The 23,975-nt window shown below is 60.5% G+C and carries 23 protein-coding genes, 3 tRNA genes and 1 riboswitch; of the genes, 11 read left to right on the forward strand and 15 right to left on the reverse strand.

Annotated elements, in window-relative coordinates:
- Positions 1 to 120 precede the first annotated feature (120 nt).
- The 5 genes from tuf to D0T11_RS00645 all read right to left on the reverse strand — a co-directional run bounded on the left by tuf (position 121) and on the right by D0T11_RS00645 (position 4,756).
- On the reverse strand, positions 121 to 1,308 hold the full coding sequence (gene tuf / locus D0T11_RS00625; protein ID WP_119653845.1) for an elongation factor Tu: 1,188 nt from the start codon (positions 1,306 to 1,308) through the stop codon (positions 121 to 123).
- Between the two features lie 168 nt (positions 1,309 to 1,476).
- Positions 1,477 to 1,548, reverse strand: a tRNA-Thr gene (locus D0T11_RS00630).
- Between the two features lie 92 nt (positions 1,549 to 1,640).
- A tRNA-Gly gene (locus tag D0T11_RS00635) sits at positions 1,641 to 1,713 on the reverse strand.
- Between the two features lie 106 nt (positions 1,714 to 1,819).
- Positions 1,820 to 1,902, reverse strand: a tRNA-Tyr gene (locus D0T11_RS00640).
- 253 nt (positions 1,903 to 2,155) lie between these two features.
- Complete coding sequence (locus D0T11_RS00645; RefSeq protein WP_119653846.1) at positions 2,156 to 4,756, reverse strand: M1 family metallopeptidase; 2,601 nt, start codon at positions 4,754 to 4,756, stop codon at positions 2,156 to 2,158.
- A gap of 99 nt (positions 4,757 to 4,855) precedes the next feature.
- On the opposite strand from D0T11_RS00645, the gene D0T11_RS00650 reads away from it, so the two are divergent.
- The 3 genes from D0T11_RS00650 (at position 4,856) to frr (ending at position 6,862) form a co-directional block, all read left to right on the forward strand.
- Positions 4,856 to 5,365: a biotin/lipoyl-containing protein gene (locus D0T11_RS00650; protein ID WP_119653847.1), complete on the forward strand. Its 510-nt coding sequence runs from the start codon at positions 4,856 to 4,858 to the stop codon at positions 5,363 to 5,365.
- 107 nt (positions 5,366 to 5,472) lie between these two features.
- Positions 5,473 to 6,240: a UMP kinase gene (gene pyrH / locus D0T11_RS00655; protein ID WP_119653848.1), complete on the forward strand. Its 768-nt coding sequence runs from the start codon at positions 5,473 to 5,475 to the stop codon at positions 6,238 to 6,240.
- 58 nt (positions 6,241 to 6,298) lie between these two features.
- Positions 6,299 to 6,862, forward strand: coding sequence for a ribosome recycling factor (gene frr, locus D0T11_RS00660; RefSeq protein WP_119653849.1), 564 nt, complete (start codon positions 6,299 to 6,301; stop codon positions 6,860 to 6,862).
- Positions 6,863 to 6,971: 109 nt separating this feature from the next.
- Here the strand turns inward: frr and nadD are convergent, their stop codons facing one another.
- From nadD to D0T11_RS00690, 6 genes are all read right to left on the reverse strand, one after another.
- Positions 6,972 to 7,580: a nicotinate (nicotinamide) nucleotide adenylyltransferase gene (gene nadD / locus D0T11_RS00665; protein WP_119653850.1), complete on the reverse strand. Its 609-nt coding sequence runs from the start codon at positions 7,578 to 7,580 to the stop codon at positions 6,972 to 6,974.
- Positions 7,577 to 8,161, reverse strand: coding sequence for a guanylate kinase (gmk, locus tag D0T11_RS00670; RefSeq protein ID WP_119653851.1), 585 nt, complete (start codon positions 8,159 to 8,161; stop codon positions 7,577 to 7,579). Before gmk ends, nadD begins: the two co-directional genes overlap by 4 nt.
- Positions 8,162 to 8,170: 9 nt before the next feature.
- Positions 8,171 to 8,458, reverse strand: a complete 288-nt coding sequence (locus D0T11_RS00675) for a hypothetical protein (protein ID WP_119653852.1) — start codon at positions 8,456 to 8,458, stop codon at positions 8,171 to 8,173.
- 42 nt (positions 8,459 to 8,500) lie between these two features.
- Positions 8,501 to 9,133, reverse strand: a complete 633-nt coding sequence (locus tag D0T11_RS00680; RefSeq protein ID WP_119653853.1) for a sigma-70 family RNA polymerase sigma factor — start codon at positions 9,131 to 9,133, stop codon at positions 8,501 to 8,503.
- A gap of 325 nt (positions 9,134 to 9,458) precedes the next feature.
- On the reverse strand, positions 9,459 to 10,484 hold the full coding sequence (locus D0T11_RS00685) for a glycosyltransferase family 9 protein (protein WP_119653854.1): 1,026 nt from the start codon (positions 10,482 to 10,484) through the stop codon (positions 9,459 to 9,461).
- Positions 10,481 to 11,245: a glycosyltransferase family 2 protein gene (locus D0T11_RS00690; protein WP_119653855.1), complete on the reverse strand. Its 765-nt coding sequence runs from the start codon at positions 11,243 to 11,245 to the stop codon at positions 10,481 to 10,483. The genes D0T11_RS00685 and D0T11_RS00690 overlap by 4 nt, the downstream gene beginning before the upstream one ends.
- A gap of 88 nt (positions 11,246 to 11,333) precedes the next feature.
- Between D0T11_RS00690 and D0T11_RS00695 the strand changes: the two genes are divergently transcribed.
- Positions 11,334 to 12,212: an SDR family oxidoreductase gene (locus tag D0T11_RS00695; protein ID WP_182888183.1), complete on the forward strand. Its 879-nt coding sequence runs from the start codon at positions 11,334 to 11,336 to the stop codon at positions 12,210 to 12,212.
- A 288-nt stretch (positions 12,213 to 12,500) separates the two neighbouring features.
- Complete coding sequence (locus D0T11_RS00700) at positions 12,501 to 13,511, forward strand: hypothetical protein (RefSeq protein ID WP_119653857.1); 1,011 nt, start codon at positions 12,501 to 12,503, stop codon at positions 13,509 to 13,511.
- A gap of 80 nt (positions 13,512 to 13,591) precedes the next feature.
- Here D0T11_RS00700 and ahcY read toward each other — a convergent pair whose 3' ends face one another.
- Positions 13,592 to 14,911, reverse strand: a complete 1,320-nt coding sequence (gene ahcY / locus D0T11_RS00705) for an adenosylhomocysteinase (protein ID WP_119653858.1) — start codon at positions 14,909 to 14,911, stop codon at positions 13,592 to 13,594.
- A gap of 146 nt (positions 14,912 to 15,057) precedes the next feature.
- Positions 15,058 to 15,801, reverse strand: a complete 744-nt coding sequence (locus D0T11_RS00710) for a DUF4397 domain-containing protein (RefSeq protein ID WP_119653859.1) — start codon at positions 15,799 to 15,801, stop codon at positions 15,058 to 15,060.
- 156 nt (positions 15,802 to 15,957) lie between these two features.
- Between D0T11_RS00710 and D0T11_RS00715 the strand changes: the two genes are divergently transcribed.
- Positions 15,958 to 16,569, forward strand: coding sequence for a hypothetical protein (locus tag D0T11_RS00715; RefSeq protein WP_147374463.1), 612 nt, complete (start codon positions 15,958 to 15,960; stop codon positions 16,567 to 16,569).
- Positions 16,570 to 16,721: 152 nt separating this feature from the next.
- On the forward strand, positions 16,722 to 17,987 hold the full coding sequence (locus D0T11_RS00720) for a class I SAM-dependent methyltransferase (protein ID WP_245990563.1): 1,266 nt from the start codon (positions 16,722 to 16,724) through the stop codon (positions 17,985 to 17,987).
- 109 nt (positions 17,988 to 18,096) lie between these two features.
- Here D0T11_RS00720 and D0T11_RS00725 read toward each other — a convergent pair whose 3' ends face one another.
- Complete coding sequence (locus tag D0T11_RS00725; protein WP_119653861.1) at positions 18,097 to 18,678, reverse strand: DNA-3-methyladenine glycosylase; 582 nt, start codon at positions 18,676 to 18,678, stop codon at positions 18,097 to 18,099.
- Between the two features lie 214 nt (positions 18,679 to 18,892).
- Positions 18,893 to 19,120, forward strand: a riboswitch (cobalamin riboswitch).
- 166 nt (positions 19,121 to 19,286) lie between these two features.
- Between D0T11_RS00725 and D0T11_RS00730 the strand changes: the two genes are divergently transcribed.
- Both D0T11_RS00730 and D0T11_RS00735 read left to right on the forward strand, forming a co-directional pair.
- On the forward strand, positions 19,287 to 21,251 hold the full coding sequence (locus D0T11_RS00730) for a TonB-dependent receptor (RefSeq protein WP_119653862.1): 1,965 nt from the start codon (positions 19,287 to 19,289) through the stop codon (positions 21,249 to 21,251).
- A gap of 37 nt (positions 21,252 to 21,288) precedes the next feature.
- The gene (locus tag D0T11_RS00735; protein ID WP_119653863.1) at positions 21,289 to 22,374 is read left to right on the forward strand and encodes a YncE family protein; all 1,086 of its coding nucleotides are present in this window, start codon (positions 21,289 to 21,291) and stop codon (positions 22,372 to 22,374) included.
- Positions 22,375 to 22,477: 103 nt separating this feature from the next.
- Here D0T11_RS00735 and D0T11_RS00740 read toward each other — a convergent pair whose 3' ends face one another.
- Positions 22,478 to 22,753: a hypothetical protein gene (locus D0T11_RS00740; protein ID WP_119653864.1), complete on the reverse strand. Its 276-nt coding sequence runs from the start codon at positions 22,751 to 22,753 to the stop codon at positions 22,478 to 22,480.
- 241 nt (positions 22,754 to 22,994) lie between these two features.
- Between D0T11_RS00740 and D0T11_RS00745 the strand changes: the two genes are divergently transcribed.
- The gene (locus D0T11_RS00745) at positions 22,995 to 23,348 is read left to right on the forward strand and encodes a hypothetical protein (RefSeq protein WP_147374464.1); all 354 of its coding nucleotides are present in this window, start codon (positions 22,995 to 22,997) and stop codon (positions 23,346 to 23,348) included.
- A complete protein-coding gene (locus tag D0T11_RS00750; protein WP_119653866.1) occupies positions 23,345 to 23,917 on the forward strand; it encodes an AraC family transcriptional regulator in 573 nt (190 codons plus the stop codon). The genes D0T11_RS00745 and D0T11_RS00750 overlap by 4 nt, the downstream gene beginning before the upstream one ends.
- The last annotated feature ends 58 nt before the right edge of the window (positions 23,918 to 23,975 follow it).

Below are 23,975 nucleotides of genomic sequence, written 5' to 3' on the forward strand. Positions count from 1 at the left end.
CCCGATCGGCCAAGGTGCCGGATTGGGACTGCAAATGTAGGTAACTCTTTAAACAAAACAAATCCGCCCCCGAAATTTTCGAGGGCGGATTGGCTTATTCACGCAATTTTCAAGAGAAAATTACTCAGTGATTTCGGTTACCTGACCGGCACCTACCGTCCGGCCACCCTCACGGATAGCGAAACGCAGGCCTTTCTCCATAGCTACCGAGTTGATCAGCTCAACCGAGATAGTTACGTTGTCACCGGGCATTACCATTTCTACACCCTCGGCCAGCATGATGATGCCGGTTACGTCGGTGGTGCGGAAATAGAACTGCGGACGGTAGTTGTTGAAGAACGGCGTGTGACGGCCACCTTCCTCTTTCGAGAGTACGTACACCTCCGCCTTGAACTTGGTGTGAGGCTTAACCGAACCGGGCTTGCAGATAACCATACCACGACGGATGGCTTCTTTTTCAATACCACGGAGCAGCAGACCTACGTTGTCACCAGCTTCGCCACGATCCAGAATCTTGCGGAACATCTCCACACCGGTTACAGTCGACTTGAGGTTCTCAGCACCCATGCCGAGAATCTCTACCTGCTCACCGGAGTTGATGATGCCACGCTCGATACGGCCGGTAGCTACGGTTCCACGGCCGGTGATAGAGAACACGTCCTCTACGGGCATCAGGAAGGGCAGGTCGGTCAGACGAGCAGGAATCGGAATGAAGCTATCAACAGCGTCCATCAGCTCCTCGATCTTGGGAACCCAGTTGGCATCGCCATTCAGGCCACCCAGAGCCGAGCCCTGAATTACGGGGATGTTGTCGCCGTCGAAGTCGTAGAACGAAAGCAGCTCACGGATTTCCATTTCCACCAGCTCGAGGAGCTCGGGGTCATCGACCATGTCTACTTTGTTCATGAACACCACCAGCTGGGGAACACCTACCTGGCGAGCGAGCAGGATGTGCTCACGCGTCTGGGGCATTGGGCCGTCGGTGGCGGCTACCACGAGGATAGCACCGTCCATCTGGGCAGCACCCGTTACCATGTTCTTCACGTAGTCAGCGTGACCGGGGCAGTCAACGTGAGCATAGTGACGATTTACGGTAGAGTACTCTACGTGCGATGTGTTGATCGTGATACCACGCTCTTTTTCTTCGGGCGCATTATCGATCGAAGAGAAGTCGCGCTTGGCAGCCAGACCCTTGTTAGCCAGTACCATGGTGATGGCGGCAGTGAGGGTAGTCTTGCCGTGGTCCACGTGACCAATCGTGCCGATGTTTACGTGCGGCTTGGACCGGTCAAAATTTTCTTTAGCCATTGTAAAGAGATTAAGAGGAATTTTGAGGTGAAGAGGGGGAAACGCGACTTGACTATACAGTAAGAAAGCGAAACGCAGCTCCGTTTAGTAGAGGACTGCACGTCGCTTTTCTAGGCTGACAGTTCCGAACGGTGCAGTCGCGCTGCCCCGTTGGTACTCGTAATTCTGAGCCATTTATGGGATTTGAACCCATGACCTCTTCCTTACCAAGGAAGTGCTCTACCACTGAGCTAAAACGGCTTAAAGTAATATTCAGCAAAGATACGACAGGTGAAGAACAATTACCAGCCCCCCGTAACGAGGCGGTTGCTACCTGCCCATTCTGAGCATCGAGCGGGAGACGAGGTTCGAACCCGCGACCTGCAGCTTGGAAGGCTGCCGCTCTACCAGCTGAGCTACTCCCGCGTGTGAGATAAAGCAAGGAAGTCTGAAAGGAGAGAAGCTCTCTTTCCGGCCCGAAGGACCAGTCCGTTAACTTCTCACCTTTCAAAATTTCTCGTCTTAAAAACCGTGGGGGGAGAAGGATTCGAACCTTCGAAAGCTTACGCTAACAGAGTTACAGTCTGTCCCATTTGGCCGCTCTGGAACCCCCCCGGCTTGTATTTGCACGGCCGTTTGCCGCGCCACTCCTTTCCTTACGTTCGTAGCCGAGGCTGTTGTTGTGTGGATTGGAGCTGCAAAATTAGGAGGTTTCTGGTGTAAGTCAAATCTTCCGGCAAAAAGCTTTTTCCGGCCTGCCTCCTTTTTCGCTCTGGCGGCGCGGCGCTGGCAGGGTAATTATCTGACTACCTAGCATAAGCGCCCGACTCGGATGAGCCGCATCCCGAGAAAAAAAGTTTTATTTTTTTTACTGGAGCAGCGCGTACATCGCCTTCAGGTCGTTATCCTTCTCCTTATTGCGGATATCCTGCAACGTCGTTTTGAGCACCGGCATACTGGCGACCAGCTCGTGCAGCCCCTTGTAGGCTCCGAGGCGAACATACACCTGGGGATGGGTACGGGCCAGGGTTTCGAGGCGCTGAATGCCTTTCTCCCGCTCGATGGGGGGCATCCGTTTCATCAGCATTCCGAAGTTTTCGAGCAGTACGTAGAGCACTTCCGGGGGCGCATCCTGGCTGCGTTGCAGAAACCAGGGGTAATCATCGAGCGTACCATTCAGCCCGTAGTACCCCGACAGGGCGGTGAGCAGGGACGGGTTCCGGGTGTTCTGGAGGGCTGCTATCTGAGTGCGGGTAGCAGACGTGGGGGCTTTGGCCAGCGCCACCACGGCCGCTCCTACCACGGCGTAAGAGCTGTCCTTGAGTGCCAGATTGTAGACGTCACTGAAATCCTCGTTGGGAAATGAGGAAAGCACGCTGATAGCGGTAGCCCGCACGGTGCCCTTCTTCTCGTTGAGCGCGACGCGCTGCAAATCTTTGCGCACAACGCTGCCCTCGGCCCCGCGGTAACGCCGCAGCCCCTCAAGGGCCGTCGTGCGGGTGGCCCAGAACGGGTCGTTGAGGGCACTACGAAAGGCCGAGCTCACCAACAAGTCGCCGGATTTACTCCGCAGCCCCTGAATGGCCTGAAACTTCTGTAGGTACCCGCGGGCGTGATTGAGCTGATAGAGTAACTCCTCCTGGCTCTGCACTTCGTCGATGTCGGCCAGCAAAATCCCAGGGTCATCAAACTTGACCAGCGCTGGCTTGGAGCTGGCCGGCAGGCGGAAGGTCTGATCCGCCTTCGTGATGAGAATGCGATGCTCGGTAGACTGGTTGTTGCCGCTCCAGGTGGCCACACTGATGGGCAGCCGGTAGACGGGCTGGTAGAGCGTATCCTGGACTTGCTGCACTCGTAGCAGTACCTGGCTGTTCTCGTAGCTGTGCGTGACGCGCAACTGCGGGTGGCCGCGTTGCAGAAACCACTGGTTGAAGAACCACATCAGGTCTTCGCCAGTCGTTTCCTCGAAGGCAATGCGCAGCTCGGCTATTTCGACGGAGGAGAGCTTGTTCTGGGTCAGGTAGCGACTCAGGGAAGCGAAGAAGGCTTCGTCGCCGACGTAGCTGCGCAGCATGTGCAGTACGCGCCCCCCTTTATCGTAGGAGTGGCGGTCGAACATGTCTTCCTGATTGGCGTAGCGGTAGCGGATCAGGGGTTCGCGCTTGGTCTGGGCCTCATCCAGGTAATTGCGCAGCTTGGTTTGCTGCACCAGAGCGGCGGCATCGGGGCCGTACTTATGCTCGGCCCAGAGCAGCTCCGAATAATCGGCGAAGGATTCGTTTAGCGGCAGGTTGGCCCAGGATTCGGTGGTTACGTAGTCGCCAAACCACTGGTGAAACAGCTCGTGAGCAATCACCGATTCGGAGCCGTCGTAGGTTACATCGGCCAGCTCGCGGGGCGTAAACTGCACCAGCTGCTGCTGAAACGTGGAGGCCGTGGTGTTTTCCATGGCCCCCGACACAAAATCGTGCACGGCCACCTGGGCATACTTGTCCCACGGATAGTCAACCCCTAGCTTTTTGGAGAAGAATTCCAGCATCTCGGGCGTGTTGCCGAACACCTGCTTGGCGGTGTACTGATAGGCCGGGTCCACGTAGTAGTCGACGGGCTTGCCGCGCCACGAGTCCGATACCACGGCAAAGTCGCCGACGGCCATCATGGCCAGGTAAGGGGCGTGGGCCTGGTTTTGTTTCCACGTATCGGTGCGGGTGCCATCGGAGTTGCGGCGCGACGATACGAGCAGCCCGTTAGACAGCGTTTTCTGGCTGCTCTCCACCGTCAGGCTAATTTCCTGGGTCATGCGCTGGTTGGGCCGGTCGATGGTCGGAAACCAGCAGGAACTGCCCTCCGTTTCGCCCTGGGTCCAGACCTGGCGGGGTTTACCCTTCTCATTGCCCAGCGGATTGATAAAGTAGAGGCCCTTGGCTTCCGTAATGGCGTCGCTGCCGCCCTTGGGCAGCTCGTTAGGCTTGGCTACATACTGGATCCGGACCTGGTACTGTTCGGTACGCTGATAGGAGCGGTCCAGGGTGATGGTCAGCTTTTTCTTATCGTAGCTGAATTTCAGATCCTTCCCTTTCTTGGGGCCATTTACCATTTCCACGTTCTTCACGTCGAAGCCTTTGGCATCGAGCACGAGTTGGCTTTGCGGATAGAAATGCGGCCGCAGGGTGATGGTAGCCACGCCCAGCAGCCATTGCCGGGGCCAGTCGAAGCGAACTTCCAGTCTGGTATCGACCAGGTCGTGCAACATGGTAGCCGAGGGCTGAAGCGCGTGGGTAGAGGCCAGCCAGTTGGGCACCGGTGCTGCCTGCACCGGAGTTGGGTTGACTTCGAGCGGTTCAGGCGCTTTTTTACGTGCCGGATGCCCGGGCGAAGAGGCTCCGCGGCTCGATTTAACTGCTTGGGCAAAAGCCGGAAACTGGCTAAGCAGCACCAGCGTAAGGGCACCGAGAACCGGGTATTTCATGCGGAGTGGTACTAGGATATGGGAGGGTCAAGTTCCGCATTTATTTCAGAATTGGCCTATCTTTAAGCCCTTTTCCGCCCTACCCCTGCCCGTTTGCCCATGCTCCAGGTCCGTACCGCCGATACTCCCCAACATGTCTGGGAGGTTGATTACCGTCCCGACGGGGCCGTTACCCTTAATGGTCAGCCCTTCGAATGGGACCTGACGCCCCTGGGCCACAACCGGTACCACCTGCTCTACCAGGGTCGTTCGTACACGGCAGAGCTGGTAGAGGCTGATTACGCAGCCAAGAGCCTCGTGCTCAAGCTCAACGGACAGCGAATGGAACTGCAAGCCAAGGACCGCTTCGATCTGTTGCTCGACAAGTTGGGGATGAGCGCGGCCGTCAGCACCAAGGTAAACGAGCTGAAAGCACCCATGCCGGGCCTGATTGTCGACATTCGGGTTGCGGTGGGCCAGACGGTGCAGAAAGGGGACCCGCTGCTGGTGCTCGAAGCCATGAAAATGGAGAACATTCTCAAAGCTCCCGGCGAAGGCACGGTGGCCGCTATCAAGGTTGCCCTGCGCGACAACGTAACGAAAGGGCAGGTGCTGATTCAGTTCAGCTAGTCTTTTAGTTGTTTCCGGGCCGTAAGGGCTACTCTGCGGCCCCTGCCGCCGGTAGCCGCTTACGGCCTCACTACGTATCCACGCGTTCCACGCTTAACTCTCTCGTTTTGAAATACACCCGAATTCTGCTGAAACTGAGCGGCGAGGCCCTGATGGGTCAGCAGCAGTATGGCATTGATGCCTCCCGCCTCATGCAGTATGCCGAAGAAATTAAGGTGGCCGCCGCAACCGGAACGCAGGTAGCCGTGGTTATCGGGGGCGGCAATATCTACCGGGGCGTCCAGGCCGAAGCATTCGGCCTGGACCGCGTGCAGGGCGACTACATGGGGATGTTGGCTACGGTTATCAACTCCATGGCTCTACAAAGTGCCCTCGAAAAGCTGGGCGTGAAAACCCGCCTGCTCTCGGGCCTGACCATTCAGCAGGTGTGCGAGCCCTATATCCGGCGGCGAGCCATGCGGCATCTGGAGAAAGGCCGGGTCGTGATTTTCGGGGCCGGTATCGGCTCGCCGTATTTCACCACTGATTCGGCCGCTTCGCTGCGGGCCATCGAAATTGAGGCGGATGTGGTCCTCAAAGGCACCCGCGTGGATGGCATCTATACCGCCGACCCGGAAAAAGACCCCGAGGCGGTACGCTTCTCCAACATCACGTTCGACGAGGTAATGGCCAAAAACCTGAACGTGATGGACATGACTGCTTTCACGTTGTGTAAGGAAAATAATCTACCGATTATCGTGTTCGATATGAACAAGGACGGTAACCTGCAACGCCTGCTCAGCGGGGAAAGCATCGGCACGCTGGTGAGTATGCACGGCGCAACCACGCCCGGGGGGCTGCCCCCAACGGTGGACCAAACGGGCCGTGCGCGCTAACTGCCCCGCGTGAGCTCAGTCATTCAACCTTCAATTTTCAACACTTAACTTTTCAGAAGTGGACGAAGAAATCAAGTTTTACCTGGACGAGGCCGAGGAGTCGATGGGCAAAGCCCTGGACCATACGCAAGTGGAATTCGCCCGCATCCGGGCCGGCAAGGCTTCCCCGGCCATGCTCGATTCTTTGCGGGTAGACTACTACGGCACCCCCACTCCTATTGCCAACGTGGCCAACGTAGCCGCCCCCGACGCGCGCACGCTGTTCATCAAGCCCTGGGAGAAGAACATGATCAGCGAAATCGCCAAGACCATCAAAAACAGCGACCTGGGCCTGAACCCTCAGTCGGATGCCGAAGGGGTTCGCCTGAATATTCCGCCCATGACCGAAGAACGCCGCCGCGACCTGGTTAAGCAGGCCAAGGCAGAATCGGAAAACGGCAAAGTACGCATCCGGGGCATCCGCAAGGATGTGAACGAATCCCTGCGCAAGCTTCAGAAGGAAGGTGCCTCCGAAGACGCCGTGAAAGACGCCGAAGCCAAAGTGCAGAAGTTCACCGACAGCTACATCAGCAAAGTGGATGAATTGCTCGGCAAGAAGGAAACTGAAATCATGACCATCTGATCTGACTGCGCAGCAGTAAACAGCAGAAAGCAAGAGGGGAGACGTGGGTGCCGATGTTCAGCTAAACCGGAACATCGGCACCCACGTCTCCCCTCTTGCTTTCTGCTGTTTACTGCTGCGCAGAATAATATCCCTGGGCCTGAATTCGCTGCTCTACGGCCTCGGGAACCAGGTAGCGGATGGACTGCCCTGCCCGCAGGCACTGCCGCAGAAAAGTAGCTGATATGTCGAGCAACGGGGCCTCCACCAGCCGGACTGAAGGCGGCAACGGGTCGGGCGCGGCATAACCCGGTCGGGGATACACATATACCTCAAACTCCGCCTGAATCCGGTCGGCCGCTTCCCAACGGTGCAGGTCGGACAGGTTGTCGCCGCCCATAAGCAGCACAAACTGGTCGGCCGGGTGCTGCGCCCGCAGCCGGTCCAGGGTCGTGATGGTGTAGTTGGGCTTGGGCAGGCTGAACTCCACGTCCAGCACGCGCAACCGGTCATTGCCGGCAATGGCCCGCTGCGCTAGGTCAAGCCGCTCCGACTCGCCCAGCAACTCCTTGCCCACCTTGAACGGGCTCTGGGGCGAGACCACCAGCCACACCGCCTCCAAATCCGTATGCGTGGCCATGAAATTGGCCAAAATCAGGTGCCCCGTATGGATGGGATTGAACGAACCAAAAAGCAGCCCCACTTTCCGACCGGAGCGGGCGGAAGCGGGGCTGTTCATAGAATGGCAGATTCAGCCGTTATGAAGGAGCGCACCAGCTTTTCAGCTTCATCGAGGGCACGCTCCAGATCATCGTTGACGATAACCACGTCAAAACGGTCCTCAAACGTGAGTTCAAAATTGGCTTTATAGAGGCGGGCCGAAATGCTGGCTTCGGAATCCGTAGCCCGCTTACGTAGGCGCTGTTCTAGCACTTCCAGCGACGGGGGCTTTACGAACACCGCGAGGGCCCGGTCTTTATAAAACTCCTTGATGCTGAGACCACCTTTCACGTCCACGTCCAGCACGGCATGATGGCCCTCGTCCCAGATGCGTTCCACCTCCGATTTGAGGGTCCCATAGAACGCCCCTTCATACACTTCTTCCCACTCCACGAAGTCATCGTGACGGATTTTTTCCTGAAACTCCTGCACGGAGATAAAGTAATAATCCTGTCCGTTGGCCTCGGTGCGGCCCCGTTTGTCGCGGGTACACGCTGAAATGGAGAAGCTTAGCTCCGGAATTCGTTCCAGGAGCCGATGAACGATGGTGGTCTTGCCTGCTCCGGAGGGAGCCGAAAAGGCGATGATTTTACCCTGCATCGGGCGAAATTAGGCCATTTCTGTCTGAAGTTTCGCAAGAATAGTTTGGGAAAGCTTCGCCGGAGCTCCTTTTCGGCCGACGTGCTGGGCCAGAAAGCCGATAAAGACGTTCTGTTTATCCAGGCTATCGAAGCAGGGGGAGCAGTCTTCGGCATGATTAATGAAGTAATCTTCATCCTCCGCCGTGGGGTCTTGTCCCACAATGATTTGATCAAGAATCGTATTCACGCGTTCACAGTCAGGCCCGTCGAGGGAGGTTCCGTTCTGGTTGATTGGTTTAGTAGAAGTACGTTCCATAGCGAAAGCTTGGCATTGAGAGGAGTTATTGCGGGTCTGTGCTTAATCAAGTTCTTCGTCCGGGTCGGCACCATTGGTACCGTAACCCATCGACTTGGCGTATTTCTCCAGTTTTTCCTTGAGAAAATTACGGGCCCGGTGCAGGCGAGAGCGCACCGTTCCGATGGGGATGTCCAGCACTTTTGCCATCTCCTCATACGTGAACCCTTCCAGGTCGCAGAGGATAATAACCGTGCGAAAATCCACGGGCAGCGAATTCAGCGCGCGCGCTACTTCATCGCCGATGAGGTCGCGCACGGCCTGTTGCCGCATGTCTGAGGAGGTAGTTCCGGCATCACTGTCGGCTTCCACTTCCTCGGAGTTGTAGTACCCTTCGATTTCGCTGTAATCAACCTTGGCGGGTTGCTTGCTCTTTTTGCGAAAATCGTTGATGAACGAATTTTTCAGGATGCGAAACAGCCATGCTTTGGCGTTTGTTCCGGATTCGAAGTACTCAAAGAAGCGATATGCTTTCAGATAAGTTTCCTGTACGAGGTCATTTGCATCATCTTCATCCAGAGTGAGGCGAAAGGCAAAGTTGTACAGGGGGTCGAGCACGGGCATTAACTCGGCCTGAAAGCGCCGGTCTTTTTCCTCTTTGCTCAGTTTTGGAATCCGCTCGGGAGAGTCGCTCATGAACGTTGAAAATTGCGGCTGAATATTAAAAAAATACCGCTGATTAGACAAATGTACTGCTTATACCGCCCGGAGAAAAGAAGGTTTCCGCACCACCACAGGCTGACGGTCGGCGGCGGGGCCAGTGGAGGCTGCTACCGTATCCGGATGGCGCTTGGCTGATCCGGACATTCACTGCTGATCTGGGCACATAGTAACCGGGGGGCAGCAGCAATATTGACTACACGTACGGATTCCGTTGGCTGACGGGTTGTGCCAGCGGCCCACGCAGCAGCCGCTGTAAGCGGGCAGTAGCGGCGCCGGGAGGTATCTTCGGCATTGGTGCCTACAAGGGTCGCCAATTGCGAATTTGGTCCAGCACCTGAGTCGGTTCCAGGGCTTTGATGCAGGTACAGCCCGCCGGGCGGGTCCGGCAGTCCTGGCAGTTAGGGCGCTGAAACACTAGGAACCCGGCGTGCGGCCCCAGCGGAGCCCAGCGGCCGGGGTGCATGGGCCGGATGGGCGGGTACAGGCCCAAAGCGTGCCGCCCCAGGGCGGCGGCCAGGTGCAGCGGGCCGGTGCTGCCCGCCACCAGGCCATCGGCGGCGGCAATGAAGGCCAAGAATTCAGGAAGGGCTAATTGGCCCGTCAGCTCGGCCGCCAGATAGGGTTGGTGTTCTTGTAGCCAGTCGCGCAGCTCCTCGCCTTCGGCCGCAGTACCCGTTACGAACACGCGGTGGCCGGCCTGGTGCAGCAGCCGGGCCAGCTGGCCGAAGTGCGGCAGGCCCCATTCGCGGGCACTGCCCCGGCTGCGCGGGTGCAGGATGATGTTGAGCTGTTCCGGTTCGCGGTAGGCCAGCAAGGCCATTAATGCGGGGCGCAACGCCACGACGGGCGTGAGTTTGACCAGCGCGGCTACGGTGGGCAACGGTAGCGGGGCAGTTTCGCCCAGGGGCTGGAGCAGGGCCAGATTCAGCTGGCTTTCGTGGAGGTCGGAATTTTTGCGGCTCAGGGCGACCAGGCGGTTGCAGGTGAGCCAGTGGAACCAGCGGTTGCGGGTGCCGATGCGGACCTTGATACCAGCCAGCAGCGCCAGCCGAGCCAGGTCCTTGTTGGGGAAAACGTGCAGAATGGTGTCGGCCCCGAGCAAACGCAAAGTGGCTACCTGCTGGTTGGGCGGCAACTGCTGCAACTCATCGAGGCTCACGAAATCATCTATCCAAGGGCAAGCCTCCGATACGGCGCGGGTGTAGTTACGGCCCAGCAGCAGTACCCGACAGCCCGGAAAAAGCTGTTTTAGCCGGCCGGCCACTGGCAGCGTCAGCACCACGTCACCGATGGCGTCGGTCCGGCTGATGATAAAGGTTCTCATGCGGCGGCTTTAGTTTTGAGCTTGGCAAATTTCAGAAAGACACCCCAGGCGGAAATAACGGCAATACTCAGCCCGGCGAAACCATCCAGAAAACCCGCCCGCAGAAAATAGCCGTGCACGAATTTCCAGGCGGGCTTCAGCAACAGGTGAAACCACGAAACCCGGCGCTTGCCGCGTAGCCACAGCTCGTCGGCGGCGATGCTAGTGAAACGGTTAAGCTGCCGCACGTGCTGCTCCACTGAGTCGTAGGAAAAGTGGAGGGCGTCGCCGGCCAACGGCAGCGGGGCAGGCTGCCCGGCGGCCAGTTCGTAGCGCTCGTGCAGCAACAAGCCTTCCCAGTGCCCCAGGCGGCGGTCGTAGAGGCGCAACTTGCGGTCGGGGTACCAGCCGCCGTGGCGCACCCAGCTGCCGCAGTAGTTGGTGAGCCGGGCCAGGGTGTAGCCGCCGCCCCGCCAGTTTTCCCGGGCCGCCTGAATGCTACGGCGCAGCTCCTCGGTCAGCACTTCGTCGGCGTCAAGTTGCAGCACATGATGGTGACGGGCCTGGGCGGTGGCAAAGTTCTTCTGCTCCACGTACCCCGCAAAGGCGTGCTGCACCACCCGCGCGCCTAGCGCCCGGCAGATTTCCACGGTGCGGTCGGTGGAAAAGCTGTCGATTACCACCAACTCATCGGCCACGGCGCGGGCGGCTTCGAGGCAGCGGGCAATGTTGGCTTCTTCGTTGAAGGTGATGACGACGACGGACAGCGGGAGGACGAGCATAGGCGGCAAATATCGGATGATTTGGGCGGTGATGATGCGAACCGCCCCGCAACGGGCGCGTATAGCCGGGCAACCAATCCTTTATCCCATGACAACTGCTGCTTCTGAACAGATTACCCTCGTAACCGGCGCCACTTCCGGCATTGGCAAAGTAACGGCCCGCGAGCTGGTGCGCCAGGGCCACCACGTAATCCTATTAGCCCGCAACGCCGAAAAAGCTGCCCGCGTCCGCCAGGATTTCCAGGCCATCGCCCGGCCCGGCCAGCGCGTCGATGTGCTGCTTTGCGACCTGTCGAACCTGGGCCAGGTGCGGCGGGCGGCGGGCGAGTTCCTCCAGCGCTACGACCACCTCGATTTGCTCATCAACAATGCCGGCCTGCTGTTTGGCAAGCAGCGCGAGGAATCGGCCGACGGCTTCGAAATGACGCTGGCTACCAACTACCTTGGCCCATTTCTGCTTACCAGCCTGCTATTGCCAGCGCTAGAGAAAAGCCCGGCGGCCCGCATTATCAACGTGGCGTCGGTGGCCCACCGCTTCTCTAATCCCAAGCTGGCCGACCTCAACCAGGAGCACGATTACAACCCCCTGTGGCAGTACGGCAACACGAAGCTCTACAACATCCTTTTCACGCAGGAGCTGGCCCGGCAGTTGCGCGAGCGGGGCACCGATAATATCGTCACCAACAGCCTGCACCCGGGCGCCGTGGCCAGTGGCTTCGGCTCGGAGTCGGGCGGTTGGCTCACGCTGATGACTACACTGGGCCGGCCGTTCATGATTTCGACCGAGCAAGGTGCCCGCACCACGCTGTTTCTGGCCACCAACCCCGTGGGTGGGCAGGTTAGTGGTGGCTACTTTGATAAGCAGAAGGCCAAGGCCGTGAAGCACGATTTGACGGCCCCCGACAAGGCCCGGCAGCTCTGGGAGCAGACCGAGGAAATGGTGGGCCAGAAGTTTTTCGGGAAATAAAAACGAGAAGACTTTACTTTCAATGCAAACGACCAACTCTTGAGAGTTGGTCGTTTGCATTGGGGCCAGTAGCTTTGGCATGCTCCTGCTACTTCCTATTTGGCCCTCTGTATGTCCAACGCTATTTCAGCTACTCAAACAACCTACAGCTATGGCACCGCCAAAGGCTGGCGAATTTTCATCTATCTGTTCGCTCCGTTACTGGTATTGCTCTTTCTATCCGCCCCTTTCTGGCTCGCAGATGGACGCTGGAACACCGGGATGGTTGTGCTGACTGCAGCTTTTGTAATGTTCGGGCTGTTTATGGCCTTCGCGGTCTATGAGACATACAAGGCCCGCCATATTTTCTCTGACCAAAGCATTGTGTACGCCGGAGCCTTGCGGCGGAAGGAGATTCCGCTGGCGGGCGTGAAAGGCTACCGCACCGATGACAAGTACATCCATATCATTCCTACCTCGAAGCAATACCCAGGCATCCGCATCGGCTATACTAGCGAGGGGTATGCGCAGATTCAGGAGTGGCTGGCCGACCGGTTTCCGGACTTAGATGTCCAGCAGCAGCAGCAAGAAACTGAAGCGCTTCGGCAGGAAGTTGAGTTCGGACGCGACGAGTTGGAGCGGGAGGCCAACCTGGCCCGGGCACGGCAAGTGAGCCGGGCGCTGAACGTTGCCGGTTGGCTGGTGGGCGGCTGGCTTTTCTTTTTTCCTAAACCCTACGACTGGGCCGTAGCCGTGGCCCTCGCCCTTCCGCCCCTGGCCGCGCTGGTCCTTTTCTGGCACCGTGGCCTGATTCGCCCCGATGAGCGCAAAGAAAGCGCCTACCCAGCCCTGACCTCTGCGCTGTTTATCCCGGGGCTGGCGCTACTGCTGCGGACGCTGCTTGACTTTGAACTACTGGCCTACCAACCGCTCTTCCCCTACGCCCTCGGTGCGGCGGTATTGCTGGCGACGGCATTGCTTTTGGGCAGCCAGCGGTTTGTGCGCGCCAATCGGGCAAGCGCGCTACTGACAATCGGAGCCGTTTCGCTGCTGTACGGCTACGCGGCGGCAGTGGCCGCGAACTGTGTTTTCGATACTTCCGGAGTGCAGGTGCATGCCGTGCCAGTGCTCGACAAGCACTTCACCTCCGGCAAATCGAGCACGTACTACCTCAACGTGGGTCCCTGGGGGCCTCGCCCGCAGCCCGACGATGTAACGGTAACCCAGGACTTCTACGAGCAGACCGCCGTGGGCGACTCTGTTCGCGTGTACCAGTTGCCCGGCCAGTTGGGGGCCAGCTGGTTCACTACGGGCGAGTAAGCTGACGGCCCACCAAAAGCTAAAACCCCGCCCGGCGCAGCGCCGGGCGGGGTTTTTCTATAGTCTGAAAGCACGAAAGCCTAGTAGCGGTACAAATCCGACTTGAACGGACCTTCCACGTCTACGCCGATGTACTTGGCCTGATGCGGGCGAAGCTCCTCCAGTTCAACGCCGATTTTGGCGAGGTGCAGGCGGGCTACCTTCTCATCGAGGTGCTTGGGCAGGGTATATACCTGGTTCTCGTACTGGTCGGCGTTCTGCCACAGTTCCAGCTGAGCCAGTACCTGATTGGTGAACGAGTTCGACATCACAAACGAAGGGTGGCCGGTGGCGCAGCCCAGGTTCACGAGGCGGCCTTCGGCCAGCACGATGATTTCTTTGCCGTCGATGGTGTACAGATCTACCTGGGGCTTGATGGTGTCCTTGGTACTACCGTAGTTCTTGTTCAGCCAAGCCATGTCAATCTCATCATCGAAGTGGCCGATGTTGCAGACGATGGCCTTGTCCTTGAGGGCGCGGAACGAGGCTTCGGTGATGATGTCGCAGTTGCCGGTAGCCGTTACCACAATGTCGGCCTCCTTGATGGCGGTCTCCATTTTCTTCACGGCGTAGCCGTCCATGGCGGCCTGTAGGGCGCAGATCGGGTCGATTTCGGTTACAATAACCCGGGCACCGGCACCGCGCAGCGAGGCGGCAGTACCTTTCCCTACGTCGCCGTAGCCGGCTACTACGGCAATTTTGCCGGCCATCATCACGTCGGTAGCCCGGCGGATAGCATCCACGGCCGACTCTTTGCAGCCGTACTTGTTATCGAACTTCGACTTGGTCACCGAGTCGTTGATGTTGAACGCGGGCATGGGCAGGGTGCCGGCCTTCACGCGGTCGAGCAGGCGCAGCACGCCGGTCGTCGTTTCTTCCGACAGGCCTTTGATGCCGGCCGCCAGCTCGGGGAACTGGTTGAGCACCATGTTGGTCAGGTCGCCCCCGTCGTCGAGAATCATGTTCAGGGGCTCACGCTTCTCACCAAAGAACAGGGTCTGCTCGATGCACCAGTTGAACTCCTCTTCCGTCATGCCCTTCCAGGCATATACCGGAATGCCGGCGGCGGCAATGGCCGCAGCAGCGTGGTCCTGGGTCGAGAAGATGTTGCACGAAGACCAGGTTACGTCGGCTCCGAGGGCGATGAGCGTTTCGATGAGCACCGCCGTCTGGATGGTCATGTGCAGGCAGCCGGCTACGCGGGCACCTTTCAGCGGCTGGCTGGTGCCAAATTCGTCACGCAGGGCCATCAGACCGGGCATCTCGGCTTCCGCCAAACGAATCTCCTTGCGGCCCCACTCGGCGAGGCTCATGTCTTTCACTTTGAACGGAACGTAGGCCGTCATCTTGGTATCCACCATGGTAAAACAGATTTTTTCTTTACTAAACCACAAAGATATTCAATTTGTTAAGCTGAGTCCAGCCGCTGCGGTATAACTACCTGATTCAGAAAGCCCGCCCCGGATATCCGGGGCGGGCTTTCTGAATCAGGTAATCGTGAATCCGGCTAGTTGTTCTGGATAATCACAGCTTTAGGCTGCAAGGCGGGGTTTATGTTGCCCAGGATTCCGCGCACCAGCACGGTGTATATTTTTCCGGCCTCGTAGGTTTTGTTGGCCGTTGGGTTGCCATTGCCGTCTCCCACGGTTACGACGGTAGTAGACGCCGGACCAGTTGTTACCAGCAGATTGTAGGTTCCGGTCGGGATAGCAGCAAAGGCCGATGCGCTACCGAAAGCAGCACTCACGCCGGCCAGATCGGTTGCCCCGTTTATCGTCTGTTGCGACAGTTTCACGGGCGAGGGAGCATTCTGTCCCATGTGCACGATGCGAATCTTGGCCGTCCCCGCAGCGGGGGCCGCCAGATCGTCCTCAAACGCGTTCAGCGCCACTGCGGCAGTCCCGGTTGTGTAGGCGAAAACGGAGTAGCTCTTATCCTTGGCCAGCAGCACATCCTGGGTAGCTACCGTCTGTCCGCCGTTAACCACGTTTATTTTGAACGTGTTATTGCCTGCATTGATGGTGGAGTAGTTCGTATTGGTACCGTACTCCAGCTGCCCCAGGTCGGTGGTATTGGCCAGGGCCTGAATTTTCAGGTTCGCCCCGGCGGCGGCATGAACCACCAGCACTTTGGCCTGGTCGGGAGCAGGAGCAACCGGCTCATCGTCCTTGGAGCAGGCCGAGAAAGCCAGCACGGCGGGCAGGGCCATCAGCAAGGCGGCCGGGCGGAAATACGAAATCAGCGTTTTCATAGTCTGGAGTTAGGGGTGAATTGACTGCCACAACGAATACCGTGCTGGTTTTGTTGAGCGGGCACTTAAACTTTTCCTCGATGAATTGCACTTTTTTCTCGTCTGACGGCTTAGTAAGCTGATCAAACGCGCCGTAGATTTGTACTTATGCCCCAGATGCCTCTCCCCGCTCTCATTCGTGTTTTACGCCGTTCTGCTCTTGCTGTCGTTTGCCTCACTGGCCTGACTGTCGGAGCTCAGGCCCAGCAGGCAACCATTATCCGGCTGGCCCCGGAAGACCAGGAGCGCGGACTGAACGGGGTGCAGAAAAACTTCTATTTTACGACCGAAACGGGCATTGCTACCCCCGATTACCGGAACGCCGGTTTCTTTGGGCAGCACTTGCGACCCTACCTGGCCGGCAACCAGGAGGCGCTGGGCAACCTGAACCGGTACCGGCAGCAGAAGTGGCTGTTCGTGGCCGAGCGGCTCACGTTTGTGGGGGCCGTGGGGTTGTACAGCCAGCAGGTGCTGGCACTGGATGAAAAGCAGCAGTATTTCAACAATACCCAGAAAGCAGCCGTTGGCCTGGCGGCTTTCAGCCTGCTGAGCAACGTCTTTATCTCGCGCAATACCAACTCGCACTTTCAGCGGGCGGTGGAGGCCAACAACGCCGGGTTGCCCGCCGCCCGCACGGGCGTCCTGTACCAGCTGCGCCCCAGCACGGTGGGCCTGGCTGCCAGCGCTACCGGCCAGCCGCTGCTGGCCCTGAGCTGGAACCTGCGCTAACGCCCTTGGGGTTACCAGGCCGTTGCGGCGGGACTTTCGGTATGCTTTCCTGCGGGGAACGGCCGGGAGCCCCGCCGCAACGGCTTAGTTGTTTTGTCTGACACCCTATTCCAAAACCTGATTCCGGCACATTGCCGGATTCCTGCTTAGGTTTGACCGCGCCTTACACGTCGGCCCGGGAAAGTCCCGGGGCCGGCTCCGGCCCGTTTTTCGCAGTTTTCTACATGGAATACCCGCTGCCCACGGCGGCCCGGCAGTACGTTGCCGACCACCTGCACGACGACCCCGCCCAACTCGCCCTGCAAGCCCGCCGTTACCCCGGCCTGCCCGTACCCGACCTGGTCCGGCAGATTCAGGCCCGCCAGAAAGCCCGCGTCAAAATCCCGACCTGGGCCGCCAACCCCGACCTGGTTTTCCCGCCCGCCCTCTCGGTGGAGCAGGCTTCTTCCGACCGTACGGCGGCCTTCAAAGCCTCCCTCGTGCAGGGCCACCGCCTGGCCGACCTGACCGGCGGCTTCGGGGTGGATGCCGCCCATTTCGCCACCACCGTAACGGAGGTGCAGTACGTGGAGCGCAGCGCGGCCCTGGCCGAGGTGGTGCGCTTCAACCTGGCCCAGCTGGGCATCGGAAACGTGCAGTGCCACACCGCCGACGCCGCCCAGTTTCTGCGGAGCACTCCCGACGCCTTCGACTGGATTTACCTCGACCCGGCCCGGCGCGATACGGCGGCCAAGAAAATTTTCCGCCTCCAGGACTGCGAGCCCGACGTGCTGCGCCTGCTGCCCCTGCTGCTGCACAAGAGCCGCAGTGTGCTGCTCAAAACCTCCCCCATGCTCGATATTGAGCAGGCTATTCAGGAGCTGCGCCAGGTACGGCGGCTGTGGGTGGTAGCCGTGGACAACGAGTGCAAGGAGGTCCTCTACGAGTTGGGGCCTGAGCCGGCCATCGACCCCGAACGGTACACCGTGAACCTGCGGCGTGATGGAACTCAACAAGAATTCCGGCTGAACCGGGCCCGGGAGAGTAAGGCGGTGGCCCGCTACGCCGAGCCCCGCCAGTTTCTGTACGAGCCCAACGTGGCCGTGCTCAAAGCCGGCGGATTTAAGAGTGTGGGCACGGCCTTCGAGCTCTTCAAGCTCCACCAGCACAGCCACCTCTACACCTCCGATACTTTGCGCACCGACTTCCCCGGCCGCAAATTTCGCATCCGGGCCGTGGAGAAGTACGATGGTCCGGCCCTGCGCGCCCACCTCGGCCCCGAGGTCCGGGCCAACGTCACGACCCGCAACTTCCCCGATACGGTGGCCGAGTTCCGCCACCGCACCAGCATCCGCGAGGGCGGCGACTTGTACCTGTTCGCCACCACCAACCTGGAAGGCAAGCTACTGGTGCTGGTATGCGAGAAGGTCACCGCCTAGGAGCACGAATCAGGATCACGGATTACACGGATTTTGTAGCTGGCCCTGATGGTACCATACCGCCCATTGAAGCCAGCTACAAAATCCGTGTAATCCGTTAAAATCCGTGCTAATCCGTGATCCGGAAGCGCCAGGGCAGGTTGGCGGCGGCGGGGCCGGCGTAATCGAGGCCGATGCGGGGACCGGCCAGGAGGTGGTGGTCGGCAATGATTTCACTGGCGTCTTCGAGCCAGAGCAGGTCGCCTTGCAGGTCGGTGCCGGTGAGGGCGGGCGTGAGGCCGAGGGCCTGGGTGAGCATGGCCGGCCCGGCCGTGAGCTTGCGGGCGTCCTTGGCGGTCCGGCCGCGCCGCTGCTCCATTATTTCCAGGCCCACCAGCGGCTCAATGGCCCGCAACAGCACGGTATCGGGTTTGTCGGCCGCGTTGGTGCAGATGTTGAACAGCGTGTGCTGGCGGTACACGCTGTAGAGGTAGGCCCGGCCGCCGGGCGCGCGCAGGGCATGGCCGTGGGTTCCGCGCCGCTTCAGGTGCAGCTGCATGGAGTCGTCGCCGAGGTGAGAGTACGCTTCGGTTTCAACAATCCGGCCGCCGGTCAGCTGCCCGTCTACCCGCGAAAACACGTGCTTGCCCAGCAAGTCGCGGGCAATCTGCACGGGGTCGGGGCGGCGGTAAAATTCGGGCGGAACCTTCATGAATGGATGTGAGGTGGTGAGGTGGTGAGGTGGTGAGGTGGGAATACGGAAGTTTGGTACAATGGGAACGTCATTCCGAGCTTGCCGAGGAATCTCGCGTGCTGACGTTGCAACACCAATCCAACGTCAGCACGCGTCATTCCTCGGCAAGCTCGGAATGACGTTCTTCTTTTGCTCGTTGCTCCCCCCTCTCCTACTTCCCAACTTCTTGCCCTATCTTTGCGGCTGTAAAGGTGGCCGGACCCCGATTGGGGGGCGAGGCTGAAAAGGGAATCCGGTTCAAAGCCGGTGCTGTCCCCGCAACTGTACGCTTCAGGAGTTGGCGCGTCATCACCAGCCACTGTTTCCGGCCGGTTCTTTCTTTCACCAGAGAGGGCTACCGAAATGGGAAGGCGACGCACCCGGAGCAAGCCAGGAGACCTGCCTTTGCGTTTCCCCATGTTCAGCGTCTTCGGAGGAAAGGCGGAGAATGACTACAGGTGCGCCCTTTCGGGGCGTGAAACACCCTTCTGTTTTCAACCTCGGCCTTGGGGGGCAACCCGTGCTTCGGCCCCTGCCCGACAAGGTTTTGAACTGAATTTTTCGATTGCGAAAATTTGGTTCGGACGATGTACTTCCCTGGATTCCGGCCGTTTAGCGGCCGGCAGGTGCTGATGGCCGCCTGGCTGGTTACGGCCGGGCCGGCCGCGGCCCAGCGGGCGGCCCCCACCGATACGCTGGCCCGCCAGCAGCTGCCCACCGTGCGCGTGGCCGGACTGCGGCCGGAGCGCTTTGCCGTGGGCAGCCGCCGCCTCACCCTCGACTCGGCGGCGCTCAGCAACTACCGCACCGGCACGCTCACCGACCTGCTCAGCGCCCGCACGGCGCTCTACCTCAAAAACTACGGCCCCGGTCAGCTGGCCTCCATCACGCTGCGGGGCACCTCGGCCCGGCACACGGCCGTGCTCTGGAACGGCGTCAACATCAACCTGCCCTCCCTGGGCGAGGCCGATTTCTCGCTGCTGCCCGTGAGCGGCACCACGGCGGTAACCGTGCAGCCGGGGCCGGCGGCGGCCACCTATGGCAACGGCGCGGTGGGCGGCACGGTACTGCTCTCGTCGGGGGCGGAGTCCGACACCTGGGGGCGGGGCGGGCAGGGTTCGGCCCAGACCGATTACGGCAGCTTCGGGCTGCGGGCCGGTTTGCTGACGGCCGGCTTCAGCAACCAAAAAGTGGCCGTGCGCACCAGCGCGGGCTACCGGCAGGCCGAAAACGACTTTCCCTACTACCTGCGCCAGATTGGGGGCCGGGTCCGGCGGCGTCAGCAAAATGCCGCCCTCCGTCAGACCAGCTTCACCCAGGACGTAACCCTGCGCCTGGGTCAGCGCAGCGAGGTGAGTGCCGCCATCTGGCTCACCGACGCCGACCGCCAGATTCAGCCCGGCCTGGGCACCAACAACACCCACGCCCAGGAGCGCGACCAGAGCCGCCGCCTGCTGGCCAGCTACCGCCGCGTGAGCCGGCGCCACGAGTGGACGGCCCGGGCCGCCTGGTTCGAGGACGTGCTCAACTACCGCGACGACCTGAACGGGCTGAGCGAGTCCCGGGTGCGCACCAGCCAGGCCCAGGCGGAGCACACGTGGCGGGTAGCGGCCACCTTTTCGGCCAAGCTGGGGGCCGAAGCCCAGCACTTCGCGGCCCAGGTGGACGGCTACGGCCGAGCCCCGCGTACCGAAAACCGCTACTCCGGCTTCCTGCTGCTGCGCTACGACCCGCGCCCCCGCCTGCAACTCTCCCTCAACCTGCGCCAGGCAGTGCTGCCGGGCCGGCGGCCCCCGCTCACGCCCACGGCCGGCGCCGAGTGGCTGGCCCTGCAAAGCGGCTTCCAGGCCCTGCGTGTGAAAGCCAGTGCCTCGCGCAGCTACCGCGCCCCCACCCTGAACGAGCGGTACTGGCGGCCCGGCGGCAACCCCGACCTGCTTCCCGAGGAAAGCTTCGGCTACGAGGGCGGGCTGGTGCATACGCTCACCAACCAGGCGGCCCACCTGCGGCTGCAAACCGAGCTGACGGCCTACCACCAGCTGGTAGACAACTGGGTGCAGTGGACGCCGGGAGCGGCGTACTGGTCGCCGCGCAATTTGCGGCAGGTGCGGGCCCAGGGACTGGAGGGTAGCAGCACCCTGAGCTGGCGGCCGGGCACCTACCAGCTCACGGCCCGGGGTGCCTACGCGTATACCCAGTCGCGGAAAACCCGGGGCACCGCCGCCGATACCGACCCGGTGGACCGGCAGTTGCCCTTCGTGCCCCTGCACTCGGCCGCTTTCAGCACCGACCACGCCTGGCACGGCTGGCAGCTGGGCACCACGCTCACCTTCACCGGCCAGCGCTACACCGACGCGTCGGCCACCGATTTTTTGCCCCGGTACCTGCTGCTGAATGCCTCGGTGGGCCGCACGCTGGCCCTGGGGCCGGGCTGGCGGGTGCTGGTGCTGGCCCAGGGCTACAACCTCACCAACAAAGAGTACCAAAGCTACCAGAACCGCGCCCTGCCCCTGCGCCACGGCAGCCTGAGCCTGCGCGTGCTCTGGCATTGATTCGTCACCTTCTTTTCCCTAAACCCTTTCTTAACCGATGAAGCCATTATCCGCTTTCACGAGCACCTACGGCCGCCTGCTGCTGGGCAGCGCCGCCGCCTTCAGTCTGCTGGCCTGCGAATCGAATGAGGCACCCCGCCCCGTCACCATCCCGACCAACAGCGTGCTGGTGGTGAATGAGGGCAATTTCCAGAAAAGCAACGCCGATATCAGCGTAGTGGGGCGCAGCAGCGGCAGCGTGCTCTACAAGGCCGCCTTCCTGGATGCCAACAAAGCGGCCCTGGGCGACGTGGCCCAAAGCCTCACCATTGAAGGCCCGCGGGCCTACGTGGTGCTCAACAACAGCAACAAGGTGCAAGTCGTGTCCCTGCCTCATTTCGAGGCTGTCGCGAGTATCGAAGGCCTGAAGCTGCCCCGCTATTTCACGGCTGCTTCCGCCAGCAAGGGCTACGTAACGGAAACGGTGAAGTATGACGGCAACAACGGGCAGGTGTCGGCCATCGACCTCACCACCAACAGCGTCCTCAAAACAATTAGCGTGGGCGTTCAGCCCGAAAAGCTGCTGGTCGTGGGCTCCCGGCTCTACGTGACCAACAGCGGGGGCAACACCGTCACGGTCATCAACACCAGCACCGATGCCGTGGAAGGCACTATTCCGGTGGGCGATTCGCCTAACAGCCTGGCCGCCGACCAGGCCGGCAACGTGTGGGTGCTGAGCGGCGGCAAGGTGGCCTACAACGCCGACTACTCGGTGGATTACGCCCGCACCACCAAAGGCAGCCTCTCCCGCATTGTACCAGGCCAGCTCACAGCTACCACCCGGGAAATGGACTCCAACCAGAGTGCCCCGGGCCGCCTGACCATCAACGGCAGCCGCAGCCAGCTCTACTACACCTATAAGGGGGCCGTGTACACGCTGGCCGTCACCGATGCCGCCCTGCCCGCTACCCCGCTCATCAAGCGCCGGTTTTACGGCCTGGGCATCGACCCCCAGGACAACACCATCTACGGCGGCATCGGCTCGTTCACGGCGGCCGACAAGGTCATCCGCTACCGCAGCACCGGCGCGCCCATCGATTCGTTCACGGTTGGCATCGGGCCAAATGGCTTCGTGTTTTACTAACTTACCCGCCCTTTACCTACGCTCGTCTTTCTGAGCTTGAAAACGAAACGGCCCCGCCTCTCCCAAAAGAGGCGGGGCTGTTGCGTGCCGGGGGGTATAGGAGCTAATCGGCAATGCCGTCGTGGTTGCGGTCTTTGGCGTTGGCTGCTTTTTCGTACTGCCGACGGCCGGTCGTGCGGTTGGTATCGGCTCGCAGGCCGGCCGTAGCCGAGTCGGCCCCGGCGTTGTCGGGGTGCAGGGCTGCGGGGTCGAGACTTTTGTTGTCGCCGCGCTCCACGTTGGTGGAGCCGGTGTCGGTGCCGGTATTGCAGGCCGAGAGCAGGCCGGTGAGCAGCAGGGCGGCGGCGGCGGGGCGCAGCAGGGAGAAGGTCCGTTTCATGAGTGGGAGCATATGCGGGCGGTGAGAACAGGAGAACTATTAATTAGCTGTACGGCTGACCGCCCGGCTGGTTTTTGCGTACACGGAATCCGGCGGCCCAATCGGGCCGCCGGATTCCCCCATCACTCCTCTGCCTGCTTGTCTATGTCGCAACGCTGTCCGTAACTTCCCGTCGGGGCCGACGGGCCGGGGCCAAGCAGGCCCGCACCCGTATCTTTGCGGCCGGCCCCTACACGCTGCCATGAACCGATCCACTGCCCCACCTGTTAGCTACCTGCCACTGCTCCGGCGCGTGGCCCTGCTGGCCGGCATCAGCCTGCTGCTGGCCCTGCTGCTCACCGCGTATCTGTACGACACGCAGGACCACTTCTTTAGCCGGCTGTTCGGTGCTTTTTTCGTATTTTTCTGGCTACTGGCCGTTACGTTCCTCGGAGCGGTGCCTTTCGTAAGTTGGGCAGCGGCCAATTGGTTCGGTGCCACCTGGTCTGATGCCGCCCCGGCCCCCGTCCGGCGCAAGCGTCCACCGGCAAGCCCCGCTGTTCCCCGTAAACCCACGCGTGCTACTACGCGGCTGAACTCAACCCAACACCCGTGAAAACGACGCTCCTCCACATCAAAAACATGGTTTGCCCGCGTTGCATCGAGGCCGTGCGCAACCTGCTCGTCCAGGCAGGCTACACCCCCACCGACGTTACGCTGGGCCAGGCCCAACTCGACAACGACACGCCCGTTGACCCGGCCACCGTGGCTCCGCTGCTGCGCGAAGCCGGCTTCGACGTGGTGATGGGCCGGGCCGACCAGCTCACGGAACAGATCAAAACGGCCCTGGTTGAGTACCTGGAGCACCTGCGCACGGCGCGCATGCCCCTGACTACCTCGGCCTTCCTCACCGACCGGTTCGCGGCCACCTACTCCCACCTAAGCAAGGTGTTCTCGCGCACCGCCAACCTCACCATCGAGAAGTACCTGATCCGCCTCAAGATTGAGCGCGTGAAGGAGATGCTGAGCTACAATGAGATGACGCTGAGCGAAATTGCCGAGAAGATGCGCTACAGTTCCGGCCAGCACCTGAGCAACCAGTTCCGCCAGGTAACGGGCCGCTCGGTAAGCGAATTCCGCCGCGACCTGCTGCCCCGCCGCCTCTCCCTCGACCAACTGGCGTAGCGCAAACAGCACCGCCCAAAAGCCGCTCAACTACCCGCCAGGGTCGGTTGAGCGGCTT

Source organism: Hymenobacter rubripertinctus (assembly GCF_003583925.1).
Taxonomy (GTDB): domain Bacteria; phylum Bacteroidota; class Bacteroidia; order Cytophagales; family Hymenobacteraceae; genus Hymenobacter; species Hymenobacter rubripertinctus.

Bases quoted from the DNA above. Each gene is read 5' to 3' on its own strand.
- tuf (WP_119653845.1), bottom strand. From the start codon at position 1,308: ATGGCTAAAGAAAATTTTGACCGGTCCAAGCCGCACGTAAACATCGGC.
- D0T11_RS00645 (WP_119653846.1), bottom strand. From the start codon at position 4,756: ATGAAATACCCGGTTCTCGGTGCCCTTACGCTGGTGCTGCTTAGCCAG.
- D0T11_RS00650 (WP_119653847.1), top strand. From the start codon at position 4,856: ATGCTCCAGGTCCGTACCGCCGATACTCCCCAACATGTCTGGGAGGTT.
- nadD (WP_119653850.1), bottom strand. From the start codon at position 7,580: ATGAACAGCCCCGCTTCCGCCCGCTCCGGTCGGAAAGTGGGGCTGCTT.
- gmk (WP_119653851.1), bottom strand. From the start codon at position 8,161: ATGCAGGGTAAAATCATCGCCTTTTCGGCTCCCTCCGGAGCAGGCAAG.
- D0T11_RS00675 (WP_119653852.1), bottom strand. From the start codon at position 8,458: ATGGAACGTACTTCTACTAAACCAATCAACCAGAACGGAACCTCCCTC.
- D0T11_RS00680 (WP_119653853.1), bottom strand. From the start codon at position 9,133: ATGAGCGACTCTCCCGAGCGGATTCCAAAACTGAGCAAAGAGGAAAAA.
- D0T11_RS00685 (WP_119653854.1), bottom strand. From the start codon at position 10,484: ATGAGAACCTTTATCATCAGCCGGACCGACGCCATCGGTGACGTGGTG.
- D0T11_RS00690 (WP_119653855.1), bottom strand. From the start codon at position 11,245: ATGCTCGTCCTCCCGCTGTCCGTCGTCGTCATCACCTTCAACGAAGAA.
- D0T11_RS00695 (WP_182888183.1), top strand. From the start codon at position 11,334: ATGACAACTGCTGCTTCTGAACAGATTACCCTCGTAACCGGCGCCACT.
- D0T11_RS00700 (WP_119653857.1), top strand. From the start codon at position 12,501: ATGTTCGGGCTGTTTATGGCCTTCGCGGTCTATGAGACATACAAGGCC.
- ahcY (WP_119653858.1), bottom strand. From the start codon at position 14,911: ATGGTGGATACCAAGATGACGGCCTACGTTCCGTTCAAAGTGAAAGAC.
- D0T11_RS00710 (WP_119653859.1), bottom strand. From the start codon at position 15,801: ATGAAAACGCTGATTTCGTATTTCCGCCCGGCCGCCTTGCTGATGGCC.
- D0T11_RS00715 (WP_147374463.1), top strand. From the start codon at position 15,958: ATGCCTCTCCCCGCTCTCATTCGTGTTTTACGCCGTTCTGCTCTTGCT.
- D0T11_RS00725 (WP_119653861.1), bottom strand. From the start codon at position 18,678: ATGAAGGTTCCGCCCGAATTTTACCGCCGCCCCGACCCCGTGCAGATT.
- D0T11_RS00730 (WP_119653862.1), top strand. From the start codon at position 19,287: ATGTACTTCCCTGGATTCCGGCCGTTTAGCGGCCGGCAGGTGCTGATG.
- D0T11_RS00735 (WP_119653863.1), top strand. From the start codon at position 21,289: ATGAAGCCATTATCCGCTTTCACGAGCACCTACGGCCGCCTGCTGCTG.
- D0T11_RS00740 (WP_119653864.1), bottom strand. From the start codon at position 22,753: ATGAAACGGACCTTCTCCCTGCTGCGCCCCGCCGCCGCCGCCCTGCTG.
- D0T11_RS00745 (WP_147374464.1), top strand. From the start codon at position 22,995: ATGAACCGATCCACTGCCCCACCTGTTAGCTACCTGCCACTGCTCCGG.